Source organism: Pseudomonas sp. MH9.2, assembly GCF_034353875.1.
GTDB lineage: Bacteria > Pseudomonadota > Gammaproteobacteria > Pseudomonadales > Pseudomonadaceae > Aquipseudomonas.
This window is the reverse complement of sequence record NZ_CP133784.1, coordinates 2,429,395-2,455,558: the sequence shown is the minus strand read 5'-3', so window position 1 is coordinate 2,455,558 and position 26,164 is coordinate 2,429,395. Positions and strand designations below refer to the sequence as shown.

The 26,164-nt window shown below is 58.6% G+C and carries 27 protein-coding genes and 1 pseudogene; 14 read left to right on the top strand and 14 right to left on the bottom strand.

The genetic code is table 11. The features are described from left to right. Positions 1–56: 56 nt before the first annotated feature. Together RHM55_RS11495 and RHM55_RS11490 are read right to left on the bottom strand one after the other, a co-directional pair. Positions 57–1,424 (bottom strand): sensor histidine kinase, encoded by a 1,368-nt coding sequence (locus RHM55_RS11495; RefSeq protein WP_322182120.1) that lies wholly within the window; start codon positions 1,422–1,424, stop codon positions 57–59. Continuing rightward, a complete protein-coding gene (locus RHM55_RS11490) occupies positions 1,402–2,094 on the bottom strand; it encodes a response regulator transcription factor (protein ID WP_322182118.1) in 693 nt (230 codons plus the stop codon). Before RHM55_RS11490 ends, RHM55_RS11495 begins: the two co-directional genes overlap by 23 nt. 148 nt (positions 2,095–2,242) lie before the next feature. Between RHM55_RS11490 and RHM55_RS11485 the strand changes: the two genes are divergently transcribed. Further along, positions 2,243–2,977 (top strand): response regulator transcription factor, encoded by a 735-nt coding sequence (locus tag RHM55_RS11485; RefSeq protein ID WP_322182116.1) that lies wholly within the window; start codon positions 2,243–2,245, stop codon positions 2,975–2,977. A gap of 86 nt (positions 2,978–3,063) precedes the next feature. Next, positions 3,064–3,381 (top strand): hypothetical protein, encoded by a 318-nt coding sequence (locus RHM55_RS11480; RefSeq protein ID WP_322182114.1) that lies wholly within the window; start codon positions 3,064–3,066, stop codon positions 3,379–3,381. 145 nt (positions 3,382–3,526) lie between these two features. On the opposite strand, the gene RHM55_RS11475 is transcribed toward RHM55_RS11480, so the two are convergent. Both RHM55_RS11475 and RHM55_RS11470 read right to left on the bottom strand, forming a co-directional pair. Next, positions 3,527–4,609 (bottom strand): endonuclease/exonuclease/phosphatase family protein, encoded by a 1,083-nt coding sequence (locus RHM55_RS11475; protein ID WP_322182112.1) that lies wholly within the window; start codon positions 4,607–4,609, stop codon positions 3,527–3,529. 100 nt (positions 4,610–4,709) lie between these two features. After that, on the bottom strand, positions 4,710–5,372 hold the full coding sequence (locus RHM55_RS11470) for a YciC family protein (protein ID WP_322182110.1): 663 nt from the start codon (positions 5,370–5,372) through the stop codon (positions 4,710–4,712). 209 nt (positions 5,373–5,581) lie between these two features. Between RHM55_RS11470 and RHM55_RS11465 the strand changes: the two genes are divergently transcribed. The 3 genes from RHM55_RS11465 to RHM55_RS11455 all read left to right on the top strand — a co-directional run bounded on the left by RHM55_RS11465 (position 5,582) and on the right by RHM55_RS11455 (position 7,659). After that, the gene (locus RHM55_RS11465; protein WP_322182108.1) at positions 5,582–6,385 is read left to right on the top strand and encodes a DUF2076 domain-containing protein; all 804 of its coding nucleotides are present in this window, start codon (positions 5,582–5,584) and stop codon (positions 6,383–6,385) included. Between the two features lie 127 nt (positions 6,386–6,512). Next, complete coding sequence (locus RHM55_RS11460) at positions 6,513–6,992, top strand: NYN domain-containing protein (protein WP_322182106.1); 480 nt, start codon at positions 6,513–6,515, stop codon at positions 6,990–6,992. A gap of 55 nt (positions 6,993–7,047) precedes the next feature. Further along, positions 7,048–7,659, top strand: coding sequence for a 3'-5' exonuclease (locus tag RHM55_RS11455; RefSeq protein ID WP_322182104.1), 612 nt, complete (start codon positions 7,048–7,050; stop codon positions 7,657–7,659). 10 nt (positions 7,660–7,669) lie between these two features. On the opposite strand, the gene RHM55_RS11450 is transcribed toward RHM55_RS11455, so the two are convergent. Beyond that, positions 7,670–8,125, bottom strand: a complete 456-nt coding sequence (locus tag RHM55_RS11450) for an Lrp/AsnC family transcriptional regulator (RefSeq protein WP_322182876.1) — start codon at positions 8,123–8,125, stop codon at positions 7,670–7,672. 161 nt (positions 8,126–8,286) lie between these two features. Between RHM55_RS11450 and yedA the strand changes: the two genes are divergently transcribed. Beyond that, a complete protein-coding gene (gene yedA, locus RHM55_RS11445) occupies positions 8,287–9,228 on the top strand; it encodes a drug/metabolite exporter YedA (RefSeq protein ID WP_322182102.1) in 942 nt (313 codons plus the stop codon). 39 nt (positions 9,229–9,267) lie between these two features. Then, positions 9,268–10,602, top strand: coding sequence for a DEAD/DEAH box helicase (locus RHM55_RS11440; protein ID WP_322182100.1), 1,335 nt, complete (start codon positions 9,268–9,270; stop codon positions 10,600–10,602). Between the two features lie 39 nt (positions 10,603–10,641). Here RHM55_RS11440 and RHM55_RS11435 read toward each other — a convergent pair whose 3' ends face one another. Together RHM55_RS11435 and RHM55_RS11430 are read right to left on the bottom strand one after the other, a co-directional pair. Next, the gene (locus RHM55_RS11435; protein ID WP_322182874.1) at positions 10,642–11,886 is read right to left on the bottom strand and encodes a TIGR03862 family flavoprotein; all 1,245 of its coding nucleotides are present in this window, start codon (positions 11,884–11,886) and stop codon (positions 10,642–10,644) included. A 223-nt stretch (positions 11,887–12,109) separates the two neighbouring features. Further along, complete coding sequence (locus RHM55_RS11430; RefSeq protein ID WP_322182098.1) at positions 12,110–13,030, bottom strand: histone deacetylase; 921 nt, start codon at positions 13,028–13,030, stop codon at positions 12,110–12,112. Between the two features lie 132 nt (positions 13,031–13,162). On the opposite strand from RHM55_RS11430, the gene RHM55_RS11425 reads away from it, so the two are divergent. The 3 genes from RHM55_RS11425 to RHM55_RS11415 all read left to right on the top strand — a co-directional run bounded on the left by RHM55_RS11425 (position 13,163) and on the right by RHM55_RS11415 (position 15,342). Continuing rightward, positions 13,163–13,732 (top strand): GNAT family N-acetyltransferase, encoded by a 570-nt coding sequence (locus RHM55_RS11425; protein ID WP_322182096.1) that lies wholly within the window; start codon positions 13,163–13,165, stop codon positions 13,730–13,732. 150 nt (positions 13,733–13,882) lie between these two features. Continuing rightward, positions 13,883–14,752, top strand: coding sequence for an acyl-CoA thioesterase II (gene tesB, locus RHM55_RS11420; RefSeq protein ID WP_322182094.1), 870 nt, complete (start codon positions 13,883–13,885; stop codon positions 14,750–14,752). Further along, entirely contained in the window at positions 14,749–15,342 is a 594-nt protein-coding gene (locus tag RHM55_RS11415; protein WP_322182092.1) for an HAD family hydrolase, read from the top strand. The genes tesB and RHM55_RS11415 overlap by 4 nt, the downstream gene beginning before the upstream one ends. A 107-nt stretch (positions 15,343–15,449) precedes the next feature. Here the strand turns inward: RHM55_RS11415 and RHM55_RS11410 are convergent, their stop codons facing one another. The 4 genes and pseudogenes from RHM55_RS11410 to RHM55_RS11395 form a co-directional block, all read right to left on the bottom strand. Further along, positions 15,450–16,433: an alpha/beta hydrolase gene (locus tag RHM55_RS11410; protein WP_322182090.1), complete on the bottom strand. Its 984-nt coding sequence runs from the start codon at positions 16,431–16,433 to the stop codon at positions 15,450–15,452. A 4-nt stretch (positions 16,434–16,437) separates the two neighbouring features. Next, positions 16,438–16,659 (bottom strand): annotated as a pseudogene (locus RHM55_RS11405) (neutral zinc metallopeptidase); the annotation flags it as partial. A gap of 179 nt (positions 16,660–16,838) precedes the next feature. Further along, a complete protein-coding gene (trmA, locus tag RHM55_RS11400) occupies positions 16,839–17,924 on the bottom strand; it encodes a tRNA (uridine(54)-C5)-methyltransferase TrmA (protein WP_322182088.1) in 1,086 nt (361 codons plus the stop codon). Further along, positions 17,921–19,216, bottom strand: a complete 1,296-nt coding sequence (locus tag RHM55_RS11395; protein WP_322182086.1) for an NCS2 family permease — start codon at positions 19,214–19,216, stop codon at positions 17,921–17,923. Before RHM55_RS11395 ends, trmA begins: the two co-directional genes overlap by 4 nt. Before the next feature lie 256 nt (positions 19,217–19,472). On the opposite strand from RHM55_RS11395, the gene RHM55_RS11390 reads away from it, so the two are divergent. Then, on the top strand, positions 19,473–20,024 hold the full coding sequence (locus tag RHM55_RS11390; protein WP_322182084.1) for a DJ-1 family glyoxalase III: 552 nt from the start codon (positions 19,473–19,475) through the stop codon (positions 20,022–20,024). Between the two features lie 31 nt (positions 20,025–20,055). On the opposite strand, the gene RHM55_RS11385 is transcribed toward RHM55_RS11390, so the two are convergent. Beyond that, positions 20,056–21,303, bottom strand: a complete 1,248-nt coding sequence (locus RHM55_RS11385) for an MFS transporter (RefSeq protein ID WP_322182082.1) — start codon at positions 21,301–21,303, stop codon at positions 20,056–20,058. 337 nt (positions 21,304–21,640) lie between these two features. Between RHM55_RS11385 and RHM55_RS11380 the strand changes: the two genes are divergently transcribed. Genes RHM55_RS11380 through RHM55_RS11370 form a run of 3 tightly spaced genes read left to right on the top strand, consistent with a single transcriptional unit; the run spans position 21,641 to position 24,275 of the window. After that, a complete protein-coding gene (locus RHM55_RS11380) occupies positions 21,641–23,080 on the top strand; it encodes a cytochrome ubiquinol oxidase subunit I (RefSeq protein WP_322182080.1) in 1,440 nt (479 codons plus the stop codon). 3 nt (positions 23,081–23,083) lie between these two features. Continuing rightward, positions 23,084–24,091 carry a cytochrome d ubiquinol oxidase subunit II gene (gene cydB / locus RHM55_RS11375; RefSeq protein ID WP_322182078.1) on the top strand — a complete coding sequence of 336 codons (1,008 nt, stop codon included), beginning with the start codon at positions 23,084–23,086 and terminating at the stop codon, positions 24,089–24,091. A gap of 16 nt (positions 24,092–24,107) precedes the next feature. Further along, on the top strand, positions 24,108–24,275 hold the full coding sequence (locus RHM55_RS11370) for a DUF2474 domain-containing protein (RefSeq protein WP_322182076.1): 168 nt from the start codon (positions 24,108–24,110) through the stop codon (positions 24,273–24,275). A gap of 88 nt (positions 24,276–24,363) precedes the next feature. Here the strand turns inward: RHM55_RS11370 and RHM55_RS11365 are convergent, their stop codons facing one another. Together RHM55_RS11365 and RHM55_RS11360 are read right to left on the bottom strand one after the other, a co-directional pair. Beyond that, the gene (locus RHM55_RS11365) at positions 24,364–25,488 is read right to left on the bottom strand and encodes a class I SAM-dependent methyltransferase (protein WP_322182074.1); all 1,125 of its coding nucleotides are present in this window, start codon (positions 25,486–25,488) and stop codon (positions 24,364–24,366) included. A 129-nt stretch (positions 25,489–25,617) separates the two neighbouring features. After that, complete coding sequence (locus RHM55_RS11360) at positions 25,618–26,085, bottom strand: helix-turn-helix transcriptional regulator (protein ID WP_322182071.1); 468 nt, start codon at positions 26,083–26,085, stop codon at positions 25,618–25,620. Positions 26,086–26,164 lie beyond the last annotated feature (79 nt).

Below are 26,164 nucleotides of genomic sequence, written 5' to 3'. Positions count from 1 at the left end.
GCATGCCACTGACCGTGGTCAGCAGCCAGAATACCGACGCTGGCGATACCGCGCTCTCAAACTGACAGCGCTTTACCCACCAAGTCGATCTGGCACCCCGGCTGCGCGTCCTGCACCTGTAATGTCATGTCATGCAGGCGGGCAACCGCAGACACCATGCTTAAGCCGAGTCCATTGCCCGCCATGTGGCGGCTGGACTCGGAACGGTATAGTCGGCGGAACACGGCTTCGCGCTCAGCCTGCGGAATGCCAGGCCCATTGTCTTTGACGCGGATTCCGCTATGGGTCGCGTCAGCAACCACGATGACCTGAACGCGGCCGCCATCGGGTGAGAACTTGATGGCGTTGTCGAGCAGGTTACAGGCGGCATCGAACAGCAACTGAGGATCCCCTGACAGATTTGCCGGTTTTTTGCTGGGAACCAGTTCCAGAGTCATGCCTCGCTCTTCGGCCAGCGGCTCGAACAGTTCCGTGGCATCTGCCGCGATCCGGTTCAGGTCGACCATGGCGAAGTTGCTGCGTCGGGCACTGCTTTCAATTTCGGAGATGCGCAGCAGCGCTCGAAATGTCTGCAAAAGACCCATGGCCTCTTCAATGGCCGAGTCAATGGCTGTCGCATATTCATCCTTGCTCAGGCTGCGTCGCTGGGCGCGTTCCAGTCCGGCGATCAGGCGGGTGAGTGGAGTGCGCAGATCGTGGGCGATGTCGTCACAGACACCTTTGACTTCACTCATCAGACGTTCGAGTTCATCGAGCATACCGTTGACGACGCTGGCTATACGGTCAATGTCATCCCGGTTACCGCGAGTCGGCAAACGCTTGCTGAGATCACCCTCTATGATCCGTTCTATCGAACGACTAAGGGCGTCCAGCCGGCGTCTGGCGGAATAGCCAAGAGTGATCGCTCCGAGCAGGCCGACCACCAACAGCAGCGCGCCCCCAGAGATCAACGCATTAATCAACAGCTCGTCGAATTCATGAATATCGTAGATGTCTTGAGCCACCAGCAGTTTTTGCCCGTTTTCCAGTTGGTGAACCATGAAGCGAATGGGACGACTGTGTTCGTTCTGTTTATGCCATACGACCTGATAGGGTCTGTCGTAACGCTTGAAATCGGGTAACGTCTGGATCGCACCCGCTATCAGCTGATCATCGGCGCTGAATAAGGCGTGTGGGGTACGACTCTCTGTGTCCTGTTCAGTATGCTGACGGATTTCCTGTTGTCGCAATGCAGGCGCTTGTCGGCTGCGGATGTCGATCTGGTGGTACAGCGATGCGTCAACTTCTGACTTCAAATAGCCGGTCGTCTGCCAATATATGTAGCCAAACAGGGCAAGGAACGAACAGCCGAACAGCGCCAGAAACATCAGCGCGGTACGAAAGCTGATGGTGCGCGGTATTTCACGCAGGTGAGCGGAGAACATAGCCGGCTCCGCGAATGGTATGGATCATCTGTTCTTCGCCTTCGGCATCGATCTTGCGGCGCAAGCGCCCGATATGTACTTCAATCACGTTGGTGCGCTCGTCGTAGCTGTAATTCCAGACGGCTTCGAACATCATCGTGCGGGTCACCACTTGGCCTGCATGCTGAACCAGGTATTCAAGCAGGGCATACTCCCGGGGTAAGAGGTCTATCTGCCTATCACCTCGGCGCACGGTGCGACGTAACAGATCAAGATCAAGATTGGCGACCCGTAGACGACTTTCCCGCTCTTGGTCCGGTTGCGCGATACGCCGTCGGCTCAGGGCATCCAGACGTGCGGTCAACTCGATGAACTCGAATGGCTTGGTCAGGTAATCATCACCGCCAGCACGCAAGCCGCGAACCCGTTCGTCGAGTGCGCTCAGCGCACTGAGAATCAGCACCGGCGTCGCGACACCTGATGCGCGCAAGGCGGTGAGCATGCCTAGTCCATCCAGGGCACCGGGAAGCATACGATCCAAGACGATAATGTCGAACGTGTCGCCAATGGCTTTTAACAGGCCGTCGCGACCGTTGTTGGAGCAGGTCACGTCAAAGCCATGATCCTGCAAGGCTGCTTCGATTTCGCGGGCAGTGGTGGGGTCGTCCTCGACGACTAGAACATGGGTCATGAGCGTTGCACAGGCCTCGGTTGGGCGGACAGATGGGGCGTGGCGCTGGCCCTCGACCCTTTCAGTGGCATAGTGTGCCAAACCGAAGTAAACGCACAGGTCGCGTGAACATGAAAGAAAGTTTAGGTTCGCTATCGGAGGGCTGCGTGTGCGCATCCTGGTAATTGAAGACGATGCTCGCGCGTCGGCTTATCTGTTACGCGGCTTGAGTGAAAGCGGCCATATCGTCGATGTCGCCGAAGAAGGCCGACAAGGCTTGGCGATGGCGCTCGAGGAGTTGTATGACGTGCTTGTCGTCGATCGCAAGTTGCCGGGAATGGATGGCTTGGCGCTTGTGCGTGAATTACGCCGCCGGCAGTTGCACACGCCGATACTGATGCTAAGCGCGCTGGCCTCGACCGCTCAACGGGTCGAAGGTCTGCAGGCCGGATGCGATGACTATCTTGCCAAGCCCTATGCCTTTATTGAAGTGCTGGCACGAGTGGACGCCTTGCTGCGGACACGGGGTCAGGTTCCTGGCCCTTCGCGAATACTCCGGGCGGGGGAACTCCATCTTGATTGTGCTACACGCCAGGCAACTCGCCAGGGGCGTACCATCGCATTAGCCTATCGGGAAACCTTGATATTGGAAAAGCTGATGCGCCACAGCGGTGAGATCGTGACCCGCAGCATGCTTCTGGAGAGCGCCTGGGATTACGAGTTTGACCCTAACGACAATGTGATCGATAAGCATATTTATCGCTTGCGCTGCAAACTCGACGAAGGTTTTGCCAGTTCGTTGATACAGACCGTGCCAAGTGCAGGGTATCGTCTTGAGGTAGACGTTAAATCTCCTCGTGATGACAGCATCGAAACGGGGGCAGAAAAGATGGGTAATAGTTAGAGTTGCACAATGCCGTCAAAGGGCATTGCGTCAATCTCCTCTCGTGTCTATAAAGTGGCACTTAACTCCCCCAAAAAGATGTCGTAATGAATACAGGACTGACTGAGCAAGAAATGCGAAACGCTTTGGGGCTTGATATCAAAGCCGAGGCTGCACCAGAGGAACCAGAGCAAAGACAGGTCTCACCGCCCGCAGCAGTACCGAAGCCTAAAAAAAGAGCTTCCACCGGGCTTCGCGTTACCCTTCGGGTGACACGGGAGTTCGAAGGCGAAGAGAGCCTGTTCATTCACGATGCCAATACGTTGAGTCGTTTTGATGCCGAGCAGCTAGCCAGAAAAGCGGCGGCCAAAGAAAAGTATAGATTTTTCGAGTTGGTCTCCATTGGCGCTATAGGGCAACTCTGAGGATGGCTCTGCTCAGATCTGGATCGGCAAGGCAGGCGCCTGTCCTTGGCTACGAACATTTCCTGGTGCCCGGTTAACAGGAAGCTATTCGAACTCTTTGCTGGGCACGACCGCACGGGCTACCCGAGAAGTGGGCGATGCGGTCTTAAGGCAGCATCGGCAGCAGGAACCGCGCTATCACCGGGAAGTGATCAGAGATCAACAGGGTGTCGTCCCCGCGCACCTGAGCGTCTATGCGCTTGAGTCGCGGGCTGTAGAAAAAGTAATCCACGGTCCGGTCCGGGCCACTGATGCGCGGGTCGTTGGGGAAGTGGGTCAACCACTTGCCGCGATCAACACCGCCGACTTCAGTGTTGCTCGGGATCATCGGGTACTTGTCCCACAGGCTGTGCAATGCACTGTCTGGCATGTATTCACTGCGCAGTTCCGGGGCCAGCCGTTGGTATTGTCCGAGGGGCAACAGATTGAAATCGCCCCCGATCAACCAAGGCGTGCCGCGACTCTCGAATGTATCCAGCAGTTTGCCGGTCGCCTCTATCTGGCGCTGCAGCGTGTCGTCGTTCGGAGTGAAGGTGTCCAGGTGCGTATTGATCACTGCCAGTTGTCCGCCATCGCGCAGTGGCAGGTAACTCACGAGCAGGGCGCGTTTGGGCTGGAACTGGCGCTGAATCGGATGGGTCGAGGGTTGCGGTAGCTGGATGCGTTCAGCGTGTTCGATTTCGTAGCGACTCAGGGTGGCCAGTTTCATCCCGACGCTGCCAAAGATATGCGGGCTCGGAATGAAGTCGGCCTTCCAGTAAAACGCCTCCGAACTGCAGGGGAACAGGTCACTGAGCCGCTCTTGCAGCAACGTCAGCTGGTTGTCGTAGTGAGTGCTTTTGGCGCCGTCGTTCACCTCTTGCAGGAGGATAATGTCCGGCTGTTCATCGCGGATCACTCGAACCACTTCATCGAGGTTGTAGGCAGTGTCTTCCTGCGTAGGGCGATCATCCGGGCCGCTGCCATCGGCCATGTTGTACCAGAACACATAACGCTTGCCGGCCAGGTATTGGATATTCCAAGTCATGACTTTCAGTGCTTGGCCGGGCACCAATACCGGTGCCGGGTTTTTACAACTGGCCTGCAGCAGCTCGCGTGCTGCGGGATGCCAGGTCAGGTTGTAGATCAGCAGGCACATCAAGCCAATCGCCAACAGGCCAATCAAGATGTAGCGCAATAAACGGGTCATCGGCTCAACTTAGAACGCAGAACGTTCAATGACTGAATCGCGTTGCAAGATGAGCCTGAGCATAGCTGAGGTGTTGCCAAAGGGGCAGAGGCTTGGCAGGTCAAACCTTTTCCGGGGCGTCGTCGATCAGCATGAACAAGCGGAACATCACGACGCTGGTAAATAACTGCAAAAAGCTGCTGGTGCTGTCGATGATCAAGGAAACCGGCATGCTCAGCGGTTCTGGCAGGATGAACAGGCTGACCCCTTCAAGTACCGACAAGGGCACGTAGACGCACAGCACGCAGGCCAGGATCCGCAGAAAATGACCTTGGGTCATCTTGATGCTCTCGCGCATGGCCGCCAGTGGCGTCATCCCGCGCAAGACCAGCAGGTACTCGGAGAACACCAGTTTGACCATCACCCAGATGCCGGGAATGACGAACATCGACAAGCCAAACATGATCAGCAGCGTGCTCAAGGCCGACAGTACGGCAAAGGTCGGCCACAGCCGCAACGCCATGGCCATCAAATCGCGTTTACGCGGTTGTTCGCTGCGCGTGCGGGCGTCCAGGAACAGAATCAGCGCGCCGGTATACAGCGGGTAGAACAGCAGGCCAACGAGTAATTCGTAAGCAGGCGAGGCGTCAGCGGCCAGTGCATTGCTGAGCATTTGTTTACTCAATGCCTCGACCACCACCAGCGGCAGGCACAGCATCAGGATGCTGGTCAGGTTGCGCCGAAAAAAATACAGCGAGTCTTGTAGAACGGTCAGCGGATTCATTGATCGGGATCGCAAGGCAAAAAGCGGTGCCACACTTTAGCGTATGGCCGATGGCGGGCCAACCGCGCACTTTACCCAGAGACCTATCCACGGGTGAGGCAACTTTTTGAAGCCTCTATTGAAACGGCGTCGATCAACCCCATTATCTTGATTACGTCTGGTCAATCTGACTGGGCGATGTTTTTTAACGGCAATCTAACGAGGTCGCCATGAACAGCGAAGAACAAACCCTGATCGATGGCCTGTTCTCGAAAGTGAGACAAGCCGAAGCGGATTCAGCCCCCCGGGATGCCCAGGCTGAAGCACGGATCAAGGAGCATCTGAACCAGCAGCCAGCCGCCCCGTACTACATGGCGCAGGCGATCCTGGTGCAAGAAGCGGCGATCAAACAACTCGATGAGCACGGCAAACAGCTCGCCGAGCAGGTCAAGCAACTGCAGGCCCAACTGCAACAAGCGCAAGCTCAGGCGGCGGCTCCGGCGCCAAGCGGCGGCGGTTTCCTGTCGAGCATCTTTGGTGGCTCGCGCGATGCCCAGCCTCAAGCCCAGCCACAATCGTTCTCGCAACCTCGTCCGGCAGCCGCGCAGCCTTCTTCCGGTGGCTGGCGCGAACCAGCACCTTCGGCAAGCCCACCACCATACAACGCTCCACAAGGCAATTACGCTGCCCCGCCTCAAGGCCAGTTTCAACCACAAGCACCTGCCGCGCCTATCGGCAGTGGATTTCTCGGTGGCGCATTGAAGACGGCAGCCGGTGTAGCGGGTGGTGTGATGTTGGCACAAGGCATCAGTAGCCTATTCCATAACAACCAGCAACCGCAAGAAGTGGTCGAGGTGATCAAGGAAGAGCCAAGCCAGGCCAATGACAACAGCAGCAATAATGACTGGGGTAACGACAATCAGCGCGTGACCGACAACAGTGGCTATGGCAACGACCAGGGTGGCTTCGCCGATACCGACTACGGCAATGATGACGGCGGTTCGTTTTCCGACGATGACGACTCGTTCGTCTGATTGAAGTACGTCTACAGGGGTAACACCCCTTCTCTTCAAATATCCCCCAAGCTGGCATACTGAGCACCGACCCAATTCCCGGGTCGTTGCTGCCAGCTTGCGCACGCCTGCGCCATGAGGATTTCCGGTGAAGAAAATTGCGGTGTTCGCCGATGTACAGAACCTCTATTACACCGTGCGCCAGGCTTATGGTTGTCACTTCAACTACGCCGCCCTGTGGGCCGATATCAGCCAGCGCGGGCAGATTGTCGAGGCGTATGCCTACGCCATTGATCGGGGTGACAGCAAACAGCAGCAGTTCCAGCAGATTCTGCGCAATCTGGGTTTTACCGTGAAACTCAAACCTTACATCCAGCGCAGCGACGGCTCGGCCAAGGGCGATTGGGACGTAGGTATCACCATCGATATCATGGACGCCGCGCCGCATGTCGATGAGGTGGTGTTGGCGTCGGGTGATGGCGACTTCGATCTGCTGCTTGAGCGTATCATCAGCAAACACGGGGTTGAGGCCATCGCCTATGGCGTGCCAGGGTTGACCGCCAACTCACTGATTCGCGCCGCCAGCCGTTATGTGCCGATCGAAGGCGCGCTGCTGTTGAAAAACTGATCGGCTGAAACACTGACTTTTTTGTTTTTGAAATTTTTGACGGGTTGGATCACGTTTGGAACGCATTGCAGTCATCGACTTTGAAACCACCGGCATTTCCCCCAACAACAGCTGTCGGGCCACCGAGATTGCCGTGGTGATCATGGAGCAGGGGCGCATTGTCGAGCGTTACCAAAGTCTGATGAATGCCGGGGTGCGTATCCCCGCGTTTATCGAAGGGCTGACCGGCATCAGCAACAGCATGCTGCGCACGGCACCGTCGGCGACTCAGGTCATGAATGAAGTGGCAGATTTTGTCGGCACCACGCCGCTGGTGGCGCATAACGCCTCATTCGACCAGAAGTTCTGGGACTACGAACTGTCGCGCATTCAACGCAGTCGCGAACAAAGCTTTGCCTGTTCGATGCTGTTGGCGCGCCGCTTGATGCCGGGTGCACCGAACCACAAACTGGGCACCCTGACTACGTGGGCCAAGCTGCCGCACACGGGCAAGGCGCACAGGGCCATGGCCGATGCGGAGATGGCGGCCAACCTCACGGCGCACCTGGCCAATGAACTGCGGCAGACTCATGGCATCGCCGGGGTGTCCCATCAGTTCCTGTGCACCTTGCAGAAAGTCCCCGCAGCTAAAATCAGCGAAGCCCTGAAGCGTCAGCGCGGTTTTTAAGCGCGGCCTTTCAGGCTTTCCCGTTACCGTCCAGATGGCCCAGCGGCATGCGCCGATCAATCGCTGTCGACAGCACGATTGAGGTTTTGCTGAAACCGAACTGTGCCACCCGGTTGATCAGGTCCTCCAATTCCGGCATCGAACCGACAGCCGCCTGCATGATCACGCACGGGTCCCCCGTGACGCGGTGGCATTGGGTCAGCTCGGGAATCCGCACCAGATCATCGTAGGCCTGCTGATTACCATGGCTGGCCAGGCGCAACTCGATCACGCATTGAATCGGCAGGCCGACCTTGGCCATGTCCACTTTCGCCTCATAGCCGGTGATGACGCCGCAGGCCTCCAGCTTGGCCACGCGTTCGGCCACTGCGGGGGCCGACAGGTTGACCAGGCGCGCCAATTGCGCAAAAGAAGCGCGACCGTTTTTCAGCAGCGCATCGAGCAAGACTCGATCGTATTTATCCAGGGTCATCACGCACCTTTGGCCAACTTTCGAAAGTACTGTTTATAAGCCAAACATCCGTTCTTTGAAAAGTATTGGCTGTGAATAAACAGGGTTTACTGCTTATTTTTACGCTGCCACTTTCATAAGATAAGTCATCATAAAAACTGACTTAAGAGCCTGGTATGTCGAACTCACGCCGCTTTCCATTGCTCCTGATTGGCGCTTTCTTTGCTTTGTATGTGATTTGGGGATCGACCTACCTGGTGATTCGCATCGGCATCGAGTCCTGGCCGCCATTGATGATGGCCGGGGTGCGCTTTCTGATTGCCGGGTGCCTGCTCTATGCCTTCATGCGCTTTCGCGGGACCCCTGCACCGACCTGGACGCAATGGAAGGCGGCGGGGATGATCGGCTTTTTGCTGCTCGCCTGTGGCAACGGAGGGATCACGGTGGCCGAACATTTGGGCGTGACGTCCAGTGTCGCGGCCCTGTCTGTGGCGGTTGTGCCCTTGTTCACACTGCTGTTTGGTCTGTTATGGGGGCATCGCAACACCCGTCTGGAATGGGCCGGAATCTTCCTGGGCTTGATCGGTATCGGCCTGCTTAATATGGGGTCCAATCTGCAGTCCAGCCCGTATGGCGCTGCGCTGGTGATTTTCGCGGCAGCCTCTTGGGCGTTCGGTTCGGTCTGGAGTAAAAGCCTGCCGTTGCCAGTCGGTCCCATCGCCAGCGGGGCGGAAATGATCGTCGCCGGTGTGGTGCTGTTGATCGGCAGCGCCTTGAGCGGTGAGCATCTGCACACAATGCCGAGCGCAGCAGGCTGGGGCGCCTTGGCGTACCTGGTGGTGTTCGGCTCGATCGTGGCGTTCAGCGCGTACATGTACCTGCTGAAAAACGTGCGCCCGGCGGCCGCGACCAGCTATGCGTACGTCAACCCAGCCGTGGCGGTGCTGCTGGGTACTTTGTTCGCGGGTGAACACATCGGTGTCGAAGAGTGCATGGCGATGGCAGTCATCATCAGCGCGGTGGTGCTGATCGGTTTGCCACAGTGGCGCAAGCAACCTGCCCTGGAACAACAGCCGGAACAAAAACAGGAACAGGCTGGATCGGTGCGGACAGGGTAAACTGCGCGCCTTGCGCTGAATTTTCCCTACGGTATCCCCATGACATTCGCCACTCTCGGCCTGATCGAACCCTTGTTGCGTGCCGTTACGGCCCTCGGCTACCAGACTCCGACGCCTGTGCAGGCACAGGCGATTCCTCCGGTGCTGGCCGGCCGCGACTTGATGGCCGCCGCCCAGACCGGCACCGGCAAGACCGCAGGCTTTGCCCTGCCGTTGCTGCAACGCCTGACGATGGAAGGCCCAAAAGTGGCGGCCAACTCGGTGCGCGCACTGATATTGGTGCCGACCCGCGAACTGGCGGAACAGGTTCATGAAAACATTGAGCAGTACAACGAAAACCTGCCGCTAAAAACTTACGCGGTGTACGGCGGCGTCAGCATCAATCCGCAGATGATGAAGCTGCGCAGCGGGGTCGATGTACTGGTGGCAACCCCAGGTCGCCTGCTGGATCTCTATCGGCAGAAAGCGCTGAAGTTTAATCAATTGCAAATCCTGGTTCTCGATGAAGCTGACCGTATGCTCGACCTCGGTTTTTCCGAAGAGCTGCGTGATATCTATGCGGCCCTGCCCAAGCGTCGTCAGACCTTGCTGTTCTCCGCGACCTTCTCCGATGCGATTCGGCAGTTGGCTGGACAGATGCTCGACGACCCGCTGACCATTGAAGTCAGCCCGCGCAACGTCGCGGCGAGTTCGGTCAAGCAGTGGGTGATCCCGGTAGACAAAAAGCGCAAGACCGAACTGTTCATCCATCTGCTGAAAAAACAGCACTGGAGTCAGGTGCTGGTATTCGCCAAGACCCGCGTGGGTGTTGATCAACTGGTCGAGCGCTTGCAAGGCTTGGGCATCAACGCCGATGGTATTCATGGTGACAAACCGCAGGCAACCCGTCAGCGTGCGCTTGACCGTTTCAAGGCCCGCGAGGTCCAGATTCTGGTCGCTACCGACGTTGCCGCACGCGGTCTGGACATCGACGATTTACCGACCGTGATCAACTTCGACCTGCCGATTGTGGCCGAGGATTACATCCACCGGATCGGTCGTACCGGGCGTGCGGGTTTGACTGGCGAAGCGATTTCGTTTGTCTGCGCCGACGAAGTGGAGCTGCTGTCGGCCATCGAAACCTTGACCCGCCAGACCCTGGAGCGTCATGAAGAACAGGATTTCGAGCCGGAGCATCGCGTGCCGACCACCGACGCCAGCGGCCAGATTCTGAAAAAACCGAAGAAGCCGAAAAAACCTAAAGTGTCAGGCGGTGGCAAACGTAACCTGGGCAAATGGGTCGACAGCGGCGAAACAGCCGCTGACGTGCCGATGGTCAAGGCGGTGCGCAAAGTCCCTGTGTTCAATACTGGGCCACGCAAGAAAAAGCCTTGATGTAGAGCGCGCTGCCCACCATAGCGGGCAAGCGCGCGGCTACAGGGCGTTGCTGTGAAGCCATTCCAGCATGCCCAACCCCGCCGCACGGCCACTGGCGAAACACGCCGTCAGCAGGTAGCCACCGGTGGGTGCTTCCCAGTCGAGCATTTCTCCGGCGCAGAACACGCCCGGTAGCTGTTTGAACATCAGGTTTTCCGTCAGCGCTTCGAACGGCACGCCGCCTGCGGTGCTGATGGCTTCATCCAGCGGTCGTGCTTTGACCAGTGTCAGCGGCAAAGCCTTCAGCGCCTTGGCCAGTAGCGCCGGATCGGCGAACGACTCAGCTGGCGCTAGTTCGCGCAATAACGCCGCCTTGACCCCATCTATCCCCAACTGACTGTGCAGGTGCTTGGACATTGAGCGCGAGCCGCGTGGTTTGGCCAGCGCTGCCTGGACTTTTCCAATCTCCTTGCCTGGCAGAAGGTCAATGTTTACGGTCGCCGAGCCCTGTTGATTGATCTGCTCACGGATGTGCGCCGACAACGCATAAATCAGGCTGCCCTCGACGCCGGACTCGGTCAGTACACATTCGCCCAAGCGAGGCGTTTGTCCTTGCAGGCCGATGGCGATGTTCTTCAGCGGGGCGCCTGCAAATTTACTGCGCATCAGTTCGCTCCAGTCCGCTACCTCAAACCCGCAGTTGCTCGGTTGCAGGGCTGTGATGCCGATACCCCGTTGTTCCAGCCAGGGCAGCCAGGCGCCATCCGAACCGAGCCGCGCCCAACTGGCGCCGCCCAACGCCAACAGGACCGCGTCGGGTTTTATCGTTTGTTCGCTGTCAGCGTGAGCCATGCGCAACTCACCTTGGGCGTTCCAGCCCAGCCAGCGATGGCGGGTATGCAGGGTGACGCCTGATTCGCGCAGGCGCTTGAGCCAGGCCCGCAATAGCGGCGCCGCTTTCATGTCCGTGGGGAACACCCGGCCCGAACTGCCGACAAAAGTCTCGATGCCCAGTTCGTGAATCCAGTTGCGCAACGAATCGGCGCCAAAGCTGCGCAGTAACGGCGCGATGAAGGGCGCGCGTTCGGCATAACGGGAGAGAAACGCCGGGTAGGGTTCGGAGTGGGTGATGTTCATTCCGCCAACACCTGCCAGCAGGAACTTGCGACCTACCGAGGGCATGGCATCGTACAGGTCGACCTTGATTCCGGCCTGGCTCAAGACCTCGGCCGCGATCAATCCCGCAGGGCCGCCGCCAATGATCGCGACTGAATGAGCAACAGCTGGAGGGACGTGGGTCATGGCGCACTGCGGGTCGGCGAAGTAAGCCGTGCATTCTACCGGAGGACAGACGCTCTGTTCAGGGCTGTGCGCAGGATCAGCCTGTGGAAAACTCTTGTTCAAAAAACATACAGCTGTCGCCAGGCCACGCAGAATAAGGCCTTGAGAGGCTTTCGCTCAGGTTATCCACAGGCAGTTCCACAGCCATTGTGGACAGTTAAGGCGGGACGGCAGCGGTAAAGACTCAGTTCAATCCGGCCGACAGCCATACCTTTTGCGCACTGTGGTGCAGAATCCCGTGCCGTCGCGCCAGCGCCTTGCGGTCCTTGCTGTAGCCTCCGCCGATCACGCCCATCACCGGAATGTCCCGGTGCAGGCAATGGCGCAGCACGGCTTCATCGCGAGCTGCCACCCCGGCGTCGGTAAGTTGCAGATAACCCAGGGCATCGTCCTTGTGCACGTCGACCCCGGCGTCATACAGCACCAGGTCCGGCTGATAGAACGGCAGCAAGTAGTTCAATAAATCGTCGACCACTTTCAGGTAATCGTCATCGCCCATGCCCATGGGCAGCGGGATGTCCCAGTCACTTTCGGCCTTGCGCGCCGGGAAGTTTTTTTCGCAATGCAGGGAAACGGTAATCGCATCGGGCGTGTTGGCGAGGATGCGTGCGGTGCCGTCGCCCTGATGCACGTCACAATCGAAGATCAATATGCGTCCGACTCGACCGCTTTCCAGCAGATAGTGGCTGATCACTGCCAGATCGTTAAAAATGCAGAAGCCGGCGGGGTGGTCATAGTGCGCATGGTGCGTGCCGCCCGCCAGGTGGCACGCCATGCCGTGTTGCAGCGCCTGCTCGGCCGCCAGCAGCGAGCCGCCCACCGCACGCACTGTGCGCTGCGCCAGGGCCTCGCTCCACGGCAGGCCGAGGCGGCGCTGGTCTTCGCGGGACAGGTCACCGCTCATGTAGCGCTGGATGTACGCCGGATCATGGGCCAGGGCCAGAACATCGCTCGGGCAGACGTCCGGGCGCAACAGTTGAGCGTCGGTGGTCAGGCCGCTTTCAATCAGGTGGTCGCGCAGCAAACGGAATTTATCCATCGGAAAGCGATGCTCAGCCGGGAAATCCGGGCTGTAATCATCGTGGTAGATGAGTGGCAGGGGCATTTTACTTCCGGTCAGGGGTCGAAACTGAATGTTGCCAGCATTGTCCATGCCCGCCCAGCACCTTGATTGAGGGTTGCTGAGCGGTGTACTACTTCGGCAAGTCATTTACCGGATGGTGATAGGAGCAACCCGATGGAGCGGATACTCGAACTCAACAGTGCCCGGCTGCTGATGCGGCAGTGGCGAGATGACGATTTGCCGGCGTTCGCGGCGATGTGTGCCGACCCGCAGGTGATGCGTTATTTTCCAACACCCATGAGTCGGCTGGAAAGCGCGGCCCAGATCGGACGAATGCGTGGGCATTTCGCCGAGCTGGGTTTTGGCCTGTGGGCATTGGTACGCCAGGACACAGGGGCATTTATCGGCTTTACCGGATTGGAAGTGGTGAGTTTTGACGCTCACTTCACTCCGGCTGTCGAGATCAGCTGGCGTCTGGCGCGGGAACATTGGGGTTTGGGTTTTGCCAGCGAGGCCGCCTGGACCGCTCTGCGTTGCGGTTTCGAGCGGCTGGATCTGGATCAGATTGTGTCTTTCACTGCGCAGAACAATCTCGCGTCACAGAAAGTCATGCAGGCCATTGGCATGCAGCATGATCTGTCGGATGACTTCGAGCATCCAAAACTGGCTGACGGCGATCTGTTGAAACCTCATGTGTTGTATCGAATCACTCGGCAACAATGGCTGCAAACCCTGAAGGGATGAGTAAGGCTGGCGTCGACAAATTCTGTATCATTTGGCCATTGGCCGTGCAGACCGGAATAAACCCTTAGGGATACCCTCGGTCTCTGCCTGAATACGTCGCCCGCCGCAGTCTTGAAGGCGCAGCATTGTTTTTGTGAGAGGAGTCCCTGAATGAGCCAAGTGCTGGATGATCTGGTTGAACTGCTAACCCTGGAACCCATTGAGGAGAACCTCTTTCGTGGGCGTAGTCAGGACCTTGGCTTTCGCCAGTTGTTCGGCGGGCAAGTGCTGGGCCAATCCCTGTCGGCAGCCAGTCAGACGGTCGAAGACGAGCGCCACGTGCATTCGCTGCACGGCTATTTCCTGCGTCCCGGCGACGTCACCCTGCCTGTGGTGTATCAGGTCGACCGGGTGCGCGATGGCGGCAGCTTCAGCACCCGCCGGGTCACGGCGATCCAGAAGGGGCAACCGATTTTCACGTGCAGCGCATCGTTCCAGTACGACGAAAAAGGTTATGAGCACCAGTCCACGATGCCGGACGTCGTCGGGCCAGAAAACCTGCCCTCGGAACTTGAATTGACCCGCCAGCGTGCGCACCTGCTCTCGGATCACATGCGTGAAAAACTGCTGTGCCCCAAGCCGATCGAGTTCCGCCCGGTAACTGACATTGATCCTTACAACCCTAAGCCGACAGAGCCGATCAAATACGTTTGGTTTCGCGCCGACGGCCCGCTGCCGGATGTTCCAGCGCTGCATAAGTATATGTTGGCGTACGCCTCGGATTTCAATCTGCTGACGACGGCGTTGCAGCCTCACGGCAAGTCGGTCTGGCAGAAAGATATGCAGGTTGCCAGCCTTGATCACTCCCTTTGGTTTCACGCCGATCTGCGCGCCGATGACTGGTTGCTGTACGTGATGGACAGCCCTTGGGCCGGTAATTCCCGTGGTTTCTCGCGTGGCAACGTGTACACCCGCGCAGGCAAGTTAGTGGCCTCTGTTACCCAGGAAGGCTTGATCCGTCATCGCAAGGATTGGGCATGAGCCTGGCGGAGGTTCGGCATTGGGTGTTCGACATGGATGGCACCCTGACCTTGGCCGTGCACGATTTTCCGGCGATCAAGCGCGCCCTGGAGATTCCGCAGCAGGATGACATTCTCAGCCATCTGGCCGCGCTGCCGCCCGAGATTTCAGCGGCCAAGCATGCCTGGCTGCTGGAGCACGAGCGTGAGCTGGCACTGGCGTCGCAGCCTGCAGCTGGCGCTGTCGAGCTGGTGCGTGAGTTGGCGGCGCGCGGATATCGGCTGGGCATCCTCACTCGCAATGCCCGCGAGTTGGCGCATGTAACGCTCGGAGCGATTGGCCTGGCGGATTGTTTTGCCGTCGATGACGTTCTCGGGCGCGACGAAGCACCGCCAAAACCTGATCCCGGAGGGCTGCTGAAACTGGCTCAGGCGTGGAATGTCGACCCATCACAGATGGTAATGGTCGGCGACTACCGCTTCGACCTCGATTGTGGTCGTGCGGCAGGCACCCATACCATATTGGTCAACCTGCCCGAAAATCCATGGCCGGAACTGACCGACTGGTACGCCAGCGATTGCTTTGCATTGCGCGAGATGCTGGCGTTTTAAGCCAGCATCTATCTATCAAGCAACCAACAACCATTTGAAATAGAACATTATGTTGGCGCTGACGTGTAACTACGCGTCCCGCTGCGAACCGACGTCTGTTGAGTCGCTCACTGCGGCCTGAACAATGCGGCCTGCCCTTCAGGCGAGGTGAAGATCGCGTCGCCGTCATGGCCTACGCCAGGCACTTCAATTAACCGCTGGTTCAGCCCTTCAGGGTGGCGCTGCTGCAGATAATTGAAGAAGTTGTGACCACGAATCAGGCGGTAGGCGCCCTGGGCTTCGGCGGCGCAGGTTCTATCCAGTGCCGGGTGATCGATGTCGGTATCGAGCTGACCCAGCAGGTAAGTGACGTCACGCTTCACATAATTCTGTTCGATCTGCTCGACGGTTTGCTTGCCAGCGTAAGGCGGCAACTTGTTCATCCCGTATTTCCAGGTATCGAACCCCGGGCAAGACGCCTTGTCCACCGGTCCAGGCCGCTGTGCGTCGAAATACGCGTATGACGACGGGTTGGCGACCACGTAACGCAGGGTGACCCCGGCTTTCTCCAGAGCGGCCCCGCCCTTGCCAATCAATACGTAGCGCTGAACCACCTGCGCGCCACCCGAATGCCCGGCGATAACCACTTCCTGCAAGGCAGGGAACAGTTTGCGATCACTCAGCTTTGTCAGAATCTCGTCAATGACGGTAAAGGAGCTCACCGGCACCGGCCCGATGGCCGCGTCACCCTCCATCCAGTCGTCTTTGTGCCAGCGCAGTATCGAATCCGGCAGTTGGTGTTTGACGATGTCTTTTCGATCCAGGAACTGCGGAGCGATCAGCAGGGTAGTGCTGCGATACCCGGACCGATAGGCCGCTCGTTCAGCGCTACGCAGGTAGGTTTGCGCGTTGCGCAAGCGACCGTGAATGACGATCACGGCGCGTCGGGTATTGGGTTGTGGCGTTTTCCAGTCTTTGCTCAGGCCGACAGTCGCTAGACCGCCATTGATGGCCAGTCGCTGGGGGCTGAGGGCTTTCACCGCGGTATCCGCTGCATTCGCCGTAAGGCTTAGGAGGGTGCTCAACAACAAGACCAATAGCGGTTTTATCATGTGATTAAAGGCTCTTTGCGGCGAAAGTGTCGCACTGATTGAGTTGGCCCTGAGCGAAACCTGTTTTGAACCAGCGCACGCGCTGTGCAGAGGAGCCGTGAGTAAACGAATCGGGTACTACGCGGCCTTGACCCTGTTGTTGCAAGTGATCATCGCCAATGGTGTTGGCTGCGTTAAGCGCTTCTTCAATATCATCCGGCACCCACCAATTCAAACGCTTTTGTGCGTCCTAGGCTCAAATCCCTGTCGGACCATCAGTCTGAAGCGCATGCACCTCATTTTAAGCCTGGGGCAAGGGTTACACATAACAGAGACTTGTTGCGGATATAGAGGGGGGGTTAGTGCAAATAGTTCTGAAGACTGGGGCGCGTGCAGACTTTATCGCTACGGCGCCCCCGTCGGCGGTTATCGCCGAACCAACATCACCCCTGATTCCATATGGTGTGTATAGGGAAACTGGTCGAACAGTGCGCAGCGTTCGATGCGGTGGGTGTCATGCAGTTGCGCGATGTTCGCCGCAAGGGTCTCCGGGTTGCAGGAAATATACAGGATGCGCTCGAAACGCCGGCTGAGTTCGCAGGTGTCCGGGTCCATGCCGGCGCGAGGCGGATCGACGAAGATGCTTCCAAATTCGTAGCTCTTCAAGTCGACGCCCCACAAACGGCGAAACGGGCGAACTTCATTCAATGCTTCGGTCAGCTCTTCGGCAGACAGGCGAACCAGGGTCACGTTGTCCACGCCGTTGTCGGCAAGGTTGCTCAGGGCGGCGTTGACCGAGGTCTTGCTGATCTCTGTCGCCAGTACTTTGCGCACGCGAGTCGCCAGGGGCAGGGTGAAGTTGCCGTTGCCGCAATACAGCTCCAGCAAGTCGTCGTCGCGCTGGCCGAGGGCATCGAATGCCCAATTGAGCATCTTCTGATTCACCGCGCCGTTGGGCTGGGTGAAGGAGCCTTCCGGTTGCCGATAGCTGAAGGTGCGCCCGGCTACCTGAAGCTCTTCGATCGCATAGTCCCGACCGATGACGATGCGCTGGCCCTTTGAACGGCCGATCACGCACACATTAAGGTCGGCCGCGAGCTGTTCCGCAACCGCCTGCCAGTCGTCATCCAGTGGCCGGTGATAGCAGAGGGTGATAATCGCATCGTCTGCCAGCGTGGTCAGGAAATCCACCTGGAACAGCTTGAAGTTCAAGGTCGCGCTGGCTTCCCATCGTGCACGCAGCAGCGGCATCAAGTCATTGATGCGCTGGCTGGCGATAGGGAAGTCGTCGACCAGAATCGGCGTGTGGTTGTTGCCGGGGACAAACATCGCATAGAAGCGCTGCTGATTCTCGCGCCACAAACGGAACTCGGCGCGCAGGCGATAGTGCTCGCGCGGCGAGTCGAATACCTGCGGCTCGGGTGCATCGAACGGTGCCAGCAATTCACGCAGGCGCGTGGTTTTTTCTGCGAGCTGATGGCTGTAGCTCGTAGGGTCGAAAGGGACACTCATGCGTTAAACCAACCCAACTTGATCACGAACAGGATGGACAGAATCACCAGCGCCGAATTCAGTTCGTGCCGGCGCCCGGACAACAGCTTGATAGCCGTCCAGGAGATAAAACCAAAGGCGATGCCGTTGGCGATGGAGTAGGTGAACGGCATCGCCAGGGCGGTAATCACCACCGGTGCGGCAACAGTGATGTCGTCCCAGTCGATTTCAGCCAGGCCCGACATCATCAACACCGCAACAAACAGCAGGGCGGGTGCCGTGGCGAATGCTGGAACGCTACCGGCCAACGGTGCGAAGAACAACGCCAGCAGAAACAGGATCCCGACCACTACGGCGGTCAGGCCGGTACGTCCGCCCGCACTCACGCCGGCTGCCGATTCGATGTAACTGGTGGTGGTCGAGGTGCCCAGCAGCGAACCGGCCATGGCGGCGGTGCTGTCGGCGATCAGGGCGCGGCCCATTTTCGGCATGTAGCCGTCCTTGCCCATCAGACCCGCGCGTTTTGCGACGCCGATCAGGGTGCCGGAGTTGTCGAACAGATCGACGAACAGGAAGGCGAAAATCACGCTGAACAGACCGATATCCAGTGCGCCCCGGATGTCCAGTTGCAAGAAGGTCGGTGCCAGCGATGGCGGCATCGACATCACGCCGCCGAACGGGGAGAAGCCGAGCGCGATGGACGCGATGGTCACGGCCAGAATGCCGATCAACACCGCACCACGCACGCGCAGGGCTTCCAGCGCGACGATCAGGAAAAAGCCCAGGGTGGCGAGGATCGGTGCCGGCTGTTTCAGATCGCCCATGCCCACCATGGTGACCGGGCTGCCGACCACGATACCGGCGTTGTGCAGGGCGATCAGCGCCAGGAACAAACCGATACCGGCCGCAATCGCCGAGCGCAGCGCCAGCGGAATGCTGTTGATGATCCATTCGCGAATCTTGAAGATCGACAGCAGGAAAAACATCACCGCCGAGATGAACACCGCACCCAGCGCCACTTGCCAGGTGTGGCCCATGTGCAGAACCACGGTGTAGGTAAAGAAGGCGTTGAGGCCCATGCCCGGCGCCAGCGCAATCGGGTAGTTGGCGATCAGGCCCATCACGGCCGAACCGATGGCGGCTGCCAGGCAGGTGGCGACAAACACCGCACCCTTGTCCATACCGGTTTCGCCGAGAATGCTCGGGTTGACGAACAGGATGTAGGCCATGGCGAGGAAGGTGGTAACGCCCGCAAGAATCTCGGTGCGCACATTGGTGTTGTGTGCTTTGAGTTGAAACAGCCTTTCCAGCATGCCTGGCTCCCCGTGACGCGTCCTGCGCCTTGAATGAATCGACTAAAGCAGCAAAGCACAGACTGTGCCACTGGCCTGTACATTTTCTGTAGGTCGGAAAAAGCCGCGCATCATAACAGCAGCGTGTGTGGATGGGGGCGAGCAGATGCTTTGTGGAAAGCAGGCCGGATTTCGGCCCTGCACGTTATCGACGCTCGAAGCTGTCGGGCCATATAAAGCTGACTAGACTCAACGCATCACTGCAAAGGATTCGTGTATGACGTTAAGAGCCCTGATCACCGTCGCCGACGGCATCGACGATCTGCAAAGTGTGACCCTGATCGATGTGCTGCGCCGCGCCGAGATTGAAGTGCTGGTCGCCAGCGTCGAGTCCCGACGCATGTTGACGGGCGCGCGTGGCACGCGGTTGACCGCTGATGCGATGCTGGTCGATGTGCTGGCGCAAAGCTTCGACCTGATCGTCTTGCCCGGTGGCATGCCAGGCGCACAGCGCTTGGCTGATCATCAGCCGTTGGCCCAGCGGGTGAATGAACAGGCGAAAGCAGGACGGTTTTACGCCGCTATCGGTGAAGCACCTGCCGTGGCACTGCAGGTGTACGGCGTGCTCAAACAACGGCGCATGACCTGTCATCCGGGATTCAGTGATCGGTTGTCGGGGTGTACGTACGTCGATCAACCGGTGGTGGTCGATGGCAATTGCATCACCGCGCAAGGTTCTGGTGCAGCGTTGGCGTTTGCACTCACGCTGGTGGAACAGCTGTGCGGTAAAGGTAAGCGGGCGGCCATGGGTAAGTTGCTGCTTATCTAATGTCGCCCGTCGTGTAAGACAACGCGATCTGTCAGGCTGGCTGTTTCTCTTGCTCCATCACCAGATCGCGCATTCGGTCGCGCCTGGCCAGGCTGGGGAAGAGTTTGATCCAGGTCCCTGTGACGGCAAGTGTACCGATGCCGCCGAGTACCACGGCAGGCACAGTCCCCATCCAGTGGGCAGTGAGGCCGGACTCGAACTCACCGAGCTGGTTGGACGCGCCGATGAACAAGCCATTCACTGCACTGACCCGGCCGCGCATTTCGTCCGGTGTTTCGAGCTGCACGAACGAGGCGCGAATCACCATGCTGATCATGTCCGCCGCGCCGAGTACGACCAGCACCGCCAGGGAAAACCAGAACGAGGTCGACAGGCCGAAGGCAATGGTGGCGACGCCGAAGATGCCCACAGCGGTGAACATCACCCGCCCCACGTTGCGCTCGACCGAGAAGCGCGCCAGCCACAACGACATCAGCAGTGCACCCACTGCGGGAGCCGAGCGCAGCAGACCAAGCCCCCAAGGGCCGGTCAGTAAAATGTCTTTGGCGAATACCGGCAGCAGTGCCGTGGCGCCCCCGAGCAAGACCGCGAACAGGTCCAGCGAAATTGCGCCGAGGATGTCCGGACGGCTGCGAATATAACGAATCCCGGCCAGCAGCGAGTCCAGGGTGGCCTTGGCTTTGTTCAATGGCGTCTGCCGCGCAGGCAGATTGAGCATCAGCGCGCAGGCAATGACATACAGCAGCACCGTCGGGCCGTAGACCCAGGTGCTACCGAACGCAAACAGAAAGCCGCCCAGCGCCGGCGCGACAATGGTCGCCGACTGTTGCGCTGACTGTGCTGCCGCCACCGCCCGCGGAAACAGCGAGGTGGGCACGATGGAGGGCAACAGCGCTTGGGTGGTCGGCATTTCGAAAGAGCGGGCGGCACCGAGCAAAAACGAAAGGATGAAGATCATTTCCGGGGTGACGCTGTTGGTGGTGCTGCCGATCACCAGTGCCAGGGCGATCAAGGCCTGGGCCGCCTGGCAGATCGCAGAGACCTTGCGTCGGTCATAACGGTCAGCCACATGCCCGGTGTGCAGCATGAAAATCACCCGGGGGATGAATTGGGCCAGGCCCACCAGGCCCAGATCCAAAACGTTGCCGGTCAGTTGGTAGAGGTTCCAGCCGATGGCCACGGTCAACATCTGAAAGCCGCTGGCGGTGAAAATTCGCGCAAACCAGAAAGCCAGGAAGGGTCGATGATGACGCAGCAACGCAGGTGCTTGATCAGGCATTGGAAAGGCGGCCTCGGCGGTGAATGCGAGAGATTATCACGTGCTTTGTAACATTTGTTTGCCACTGCGGGCACACAGCAATCCGGTGTTGCGAACGTGGGGCAACTCGCCACGCGACAATCGACCACACAGTTCGCCATCCAAAACAGGGCTACTCTTTGATCAATGGTTGATCTGCGTCAAAGCATTTGCTGGCTTTGCATGCTCGTCGGCTGCACGAATCCCCGCGTTGTGAAGTAAAACAGAACAATCTCACCCCGCAGCACTCCATATCCGTGGGGGCAGTCGCTGCTGACCTCGGGTCAGTAGCCGGTACCACTTGATTAGAGGAAGTCCTATGTTCGGTTTAGAGGCACTCGATCTCGCCCGAATTCAGTTCGCATTCACCATCTCATTCCACATCCTGTTTCCTGCCATCACTATCGGTCTGGCAAGTTACCTGGCGGTGCTTGAGGGGTTGTGGCTGAAAACGCAGAACGATGTGTACCGTGATCTATACCACTTCTGGTCCAAGGTGTTTGCCGTCAACTTCGGCATGGGCGTGGTCTCCGGGTTGGTCATGGCTTACCAATTCGGTACCAACTGGAGTCGGTTCTCTGACTTCGCCGGGTCGATCACCGGGCCGCTGCTGACGTATGAAGTGCTCACCGCATTCTTCCTTGAAGCAGGCTTCCTCGGGGTGATGTTGTTCGGCTGGAACAAGGTCGGGCGCAACCTGCACTTCTTCGCCACGGTCATGGTTGCCATCGGCACGCTGATCTCGACGTTCTGGATTCTCGCGTCCAACAGCTGGATGCAGACCCCGCAGGGCTTTGAAATCGTCAATGGCCAAGTGATTCCGGTGGACTGGTTCGCGGTGATTTTCACCCCGTCGTTCCCCTACCGTCTGGCACACATGGCCACGGCGGCATTTGTGGCGACGGCGTTTTTTGTGGGTTCCTCGGCGGCCTGGCATTTATTGCGCGGTCGCGACACCCCGCAAATTCGCACCATGCTCTCCATGGCGATGTGGATGGCGTTGCTGGTGGCGCCTGTTCAGGCAGTGATCGGCGACTTCCACGGCCTCAATACGCTCAAGTACCAGCCGGCTAAAATCGCCGCGATTGAAGGTCACTGGGAAAATGTCGGCAATGAGCCGACCCCGCTGATCCTGTTCGGCTGGCCGGACATGAAGGCTGAAAAAACCCGTTTCGCCGTGGAAGTCCCCTACTTGGGCAGCTTGATCCTGACCCACACGCTGACCGAGCAAGTGCCCGCGTTGAAGGACTTCAAACCTGAAGACCGGCCTAACTCGACCATCGTGTTCTGGTCGTTCCGGGTCATGGTCGGGTTGGGCTTCCTGATGATCTTTACCGGTTTGTGGAGCCTGTGGCTGCGCATGCGCGGCAAGCTTTATCACTCGCGGGCATTCCTGTACCTCGCCTTGTGGATGGGCCCGTCGGGTCTGATTGCGATGTTGGCGGGCTGGTTTACCACTGAAATCGGCCGTCAACCGTGGGTCGTCTACGGCCTGATGCGCACCGCCGATGCGTCTTCCGGGCACAGTTTCGGGCAGATGAGCCTGACCCTGGGATTGTTCGTGGTGGTCTACTTCACGCTGTTCGGCGTTGGTCTGGGCTACATGATGCGCCTGGTGCGCAAAGGCCCGGTCAGCAACGAAGGCAAGGAACAGAACCCCGGTGGTCCGGGCCAGCAACGCACGCCTGCACGTCCTCTCTCCGCTGCCGAAGACGGCTCCGACGGTGATGACACTCACAGCCTGAGCAAGGGGAATTGAGTCATGGGTATTGATCTTCCGCTTATCTGGGCTGTGATCATCATCTTCGGGATCATGATGTATGTGGTCATGGACGGCTTCGACCTGGGGATCGGGATTCTTTTCCCCTTCATCAAGGACGATTCCGAGCGCGATGTGATGATGAACACCGTGGCCCCCGTGTGGGACGGTAACGAAACCTGGCTGGTCCTGGGGGGCGCAGCATTGTTTGGCGCCTTCCCGCTGGCCTATTCGGTGGTGTTGTCGGCGCTGTACCTGCCGCTGATCCTGATGCTGATCGGTTTGATCTTTCGCGGGGTAGCCTTCGAGTTCCGCTTCAAGGCCAAAGATGATAAGCGCCACTTGTGGGACAAAGCGTTCATCGGCGGCTCGTTGACCGCGACCTTCTTCCAGGGCGTAGCGCTGGGGGCGTTCATCGATGGTATTCCAGTGGTCAATCGCCAGTTCGCCGGGGGGGCACTGGACTGGCTGACGCCGTTCACGATGTTCTGTGGCGTCGCCCTGATCGTCGCTTATGCGCTATTGGGCTGCACCTGGCTGATCATGAAAACCGAAGGCAAGCTGCAAAAGCAGATGCACGATCTGGCTCGGCCGTTAGCCTTGGTGGTATTGGCGGTGACCGCTATCGTCAGCATCTGGACGCCGCTGACCCACCCTGAAATTGCCACCCGCTGGTTCAGCCTGCCGAACCTGTTCTGGTTCCTGCCGGTGCCGATTCTGGTACTGGTGACGATGTATGGTCTGCTGCGTGCCGTGGCACGCAATGCTCACTACACGCCGTTTTTGCTGACGCTGGTGTTGATCTTCCTCGGCTACAGCGGGTTGGGCATCAGCCTGTGGCCGCACATCGTGCCGCCGTCGATCACTATCTGGGAGGCCGCCGCGCCGCCACAAAGCCAGGGCTTCATGCTGGTGGGCACGCTGTTCATCATCCCGTTCATCCTGGGCTACACCTTCTGGAGCTACTACGTGTTCCGTGGCAAGGTCACCCACGAAGACGGCTATCACTAGTGAGGAGGGGATGACGATGTCTGCTGAAGAATCTTCCCATGAACCGGACCCGGCGCTGAAAAAGCCGGTCTGGCAGCGCGTAGCCTGGCTGGTTGGGATCTACGCCGGCAGTGTGCTGGCGTTGGGGATAGTCGCTTACGGTATGCGGCTGTTCATGAACGCGGCAGGGCTGACCACGCACTGAGGGCTTGCGCAAGTTCCTGGCAGGAGCGCGCTTGCAACTACGCGTCCCGCCGCGGTTTGCCTGAAGCACCGCCATCGCGGCGGTGCCTTTACTTGCGCGCTTTAAGCACCACGAACTTCGGGGTTGTGGCCACTTGCTCGACGCCGCGAAACAGTCGCGCCAGTTTGCTGTGGTAGCCCAAATGGCGGTTACCGACGATGTACAGTGCGCCGCCGACCACCAACGCATCGCGCGCTTGCTGGAACATACGCCAGGCGAGGAAATCACCGACCACCTGTTGTTGATGGAAGGGCGGATTGCACAGCACCACGTCCAGCGAGTCAGCTTCCTGACCGGCCAGCCCGTCGCCGGCCCGCACAATAACCTCGCGCTCACCCAATGCGGTCCGCCAGTTTTCAGTGGCTGACTGCACGGCCATGAACGACTCATCCACCAGCGTGTAATGCGCTTGCGGATTGGCCAGTGCGCTGGCAATGGCCAGCACTCCGTTGCCGCAGCCCAGGTCCGCTACACGTGCCGAGCCGAGGTTTTTCGGCAGGTGCGGTAGAAACGCCCGGGTGCCGATATCCAGTCCTTCGCGACAGAATACGTTGGCGTGATTCACCAGTTCGATGACCGGGTCTTCAAGTGTGTAACGGCTCGGGTAGGGTGAGGGCTGCACGCCTTTGATGTGCGGGGTGGCAAACAGCAAGCGCGCTTTTTTCACCGCCAATGACGCCTGCACCGGTCCGATGTATTGCTCCAGCAAATCGCCCGCCGCGCGCGGCAGATGCTTGATCATCGCAGCTGCAATCACCTGCGCGCCGGGTGCCAGTTGCCCCTGCAAGCGAATCAGTTGTTCTTCGAGCAAGGCCAGGGTCTTCGGGACACGGATCAGTACCCAATCGAACGGTCCGGTGAACATGTCACTGGCCGGAATCATCGGCACTGCATCAAAGGCCTGGCCGTTGCGCACGAGGTTTTTTTCCAGTGCTAGCGCGGCGAGAAAGGAGTCGCTGCTACTCATCACCTGCGCGTGGCTGGCGAGGCTGGCTGCCAGCGCGCCAAAGCTGTCGTTGAGCACCAGCACGCGGCTGTCTGGAGTCAGGCCCTGCTCCGCCACATGACTGAGCAGGTATTCATCGGCTGCGTCGAACGCCTGCAACGGCTCGTTCTGTTGGTCAGGCTGGCGGATGAGATCGAGCTGAGCGAAAGGGCTGTTAAGCAGGGGCATGGGCAGGGGAACTCTGTTTTCGGAGACTATTGCGCACGTCTCTGATGTCAAGACGCGCGCAGAAGCCGTCGATTTTACGTGTTTTTGCACCCGGACATCTGCTGGATTTCCGAGGGGCTAAAAAAACGCTCAGAGAATGCCGTTCAAGGCAGCCTGCACCACGGCCGAGGTTTTGTTGGTCGCACCCATTTTTTTAATCGCGTTGGCGATATGAAAATTGATCGTGCGTGTTTTCAACTTGAGGATGGTACTGATGTCATCTGCCGTTTTGCCTTTGGCAGACCATTTGAGTATTTCAGTTTCCCGGATCGACAGCGATGGACTGATGGAGGGCGGGGTTTGGGTCAACAACCGTTCTGTCATGAAGGTCCGTAGCAGGTGGCACAGCCATAAAGTTTGTTCGACTTTCTTGTAGCACTCTGTGGATGAAGTCGTTTCGTGATTACGTGTCTGTGTCAGTCTTTTTTTGACGCCACGAAGGTCCTGAATAGAGTGGACTTCGCCCCGCCTTAACCGAGAGGAAAAGGCATTTTCCCAAACGGATTCTTCCACAGTGGCCATCAATGTCTCTAGTTGATCCGGGTTCAAGCTGTTCATGATTGAGCTTCCATACTCGATACATACGATTCCCAGTGTAGGAGGGATTTCCTGCACTGGGAGGTCAGTAGGGGGCATC

Coding starts and splice junctions, on each gene's coding strand:
- RHM55_RS11430 (WP_322182098.1), bottom strand. CDS start 13,030: ATGCCCCTGCCACTCATCTACCACGATGATTACAGCCCGGATTTCCCG.
- cydB (WP_322182078.1), top strand. CDS start 23,084: ATGGGTATTGATCTTCCGCTTATCTGGGCTGTGATCATCATCTTCGGG.
- RHM55_RS11385 (WP_322182082.1), bottom strand. CDS start 21,303: ATGCCTGATCAAGCACCTGCGTTGCTGCGTCATCATCGACCCTTCCTG.
- tesB (WP_322182094.1), top strand. CDS start 13,883: ATGAGCCAAGTGCTGGATGATCTGGTTGAACTGCTAACCCTGGAACCC.
- RHM55_RS11365 (WP_322182074.1), bottom strand. CDS start 25,488: ATGCCCCTGCTTAACAGCCCTTTCGCTCAGCTCGATCTCATCCGCCAG.
- RHM55_RS11495 (WP_322182120.1), bottom strand. CDS start 1,424: ATGTTCTCCGCTCACCTGCGTGAAATACCGCGCACCATCAGCTTTCGT.
- RHM55_RS11480 (WP_322182114.1), top strand. CDS start 3,064: ATGAATACAGGACTGACTGAGCAAGAAATGCGAAACGCTTTGGGGCTT.
- trmA (WP_322182088.1), bottom strand. CDS start 17,924: ATGAGTGTCCCTTTCGACCCTACGAGCTACAGCCATCAGCTCGCAGAA.
- RHM55_RS11370 (WP_322182076.1), top strand. CDS start 24,108: ATGTCTGCTGAAGAATCTTCCCATGAACCGGACCCGGCGCTGAAAAAG.
- RHM55_RS11425 (WP_322182096.1), top strand. CDS start 13,163: ATGGAGCGGATACTCGAACTCAACAGTGCCCGGCTGCTGATGCGGCAG.
- RHM55_RS11395 (WP_322182086.1), bottom strand. CDS start 19,216: ATGCTGGAAAGGCTGTTTCAACTCAAAGCACACAACACCAATGTGCGC.
- RHM55_RS11380 (WP_322182080.1), top strand. CDS start 21,641: ATGTTCGGTTTAGAGGCACTCGATCTCGCCCGAATTCAGTTCGCATTC.
- RHM55_RS11470 (WP_322182110.1), bottom strand. CDS start 5,372: ATGAATCCGCTGACCGTTCTACAAGACTCGCTGTATTTTTTTCGGCGC.
- RHM55_RS11440 (WP_322182100.1), top strand. CDS start 9,268: ATGACATTCGCCACTCTCGGCCTGATCGAACCCTTGTTGCGTGCCGTT.
- RHM55_RS11490 (WP_322182118.1), bottom strand. CDS start 2,094: ATGACCCATGTTCTAGTCGTCGAGGACGACCCCACCACTGCCCGCGAA.
- yedA (WP_322182102.1), top strand. CDS start 8,287: ATGTCGAACTCACGCCGCTTTCCATTGCTCCTGATTGGCGCTTTCTTT.
- RHM55_RS11465 (WP_322182108.1), top strand. CDS start 5,582: ATGAACAGCGAAGAACAAACCCTGATCGATGGCCTGTTCTCGAAAGTG.
- RHM55_RS11415 (WP_322182092.1), top strand. CDS start 14,749: ATGAGCCTGGCGGAGGTTCGGCATTGGGTGTTCGACATGGATGGCACC.
- RHM55_RS11360 (WP_322182071.1), bottom strand. CDS start 26,085: ATGAACAGCTTGAACCCGGATCAACTAGAGACATTGATGGCCACTGTG.
- RHM55_RS11475 (WP_322182112.1), bottom strand. CDS start 4,609: ATGACCCGTTTATTGCGCTACATCTTGATTGGCCTGTTGGCGATTGGC.
- RHM55_RS11410 (WP_322182090.1), bottom strand. CDS start 16,433: ATGATAAAACCGCTATTGGTCTTGTTGTTGAGCACCCTCCTAAGCCTT.
- RHM55_RS11435 (WP_322182874.1), bottom strand. CDS start 11,886: ATGACCCACGTCCCTCCAGCTGTTGCTCATTCAGTCGCGATCATTGGC.
- RHM55_RS11390 (WP_322182084.1), top strand. CDS start 19,473: ATGACGTTAAGAGCCCTGATCACCGTCGCCGACGGCATCGACGATCTG.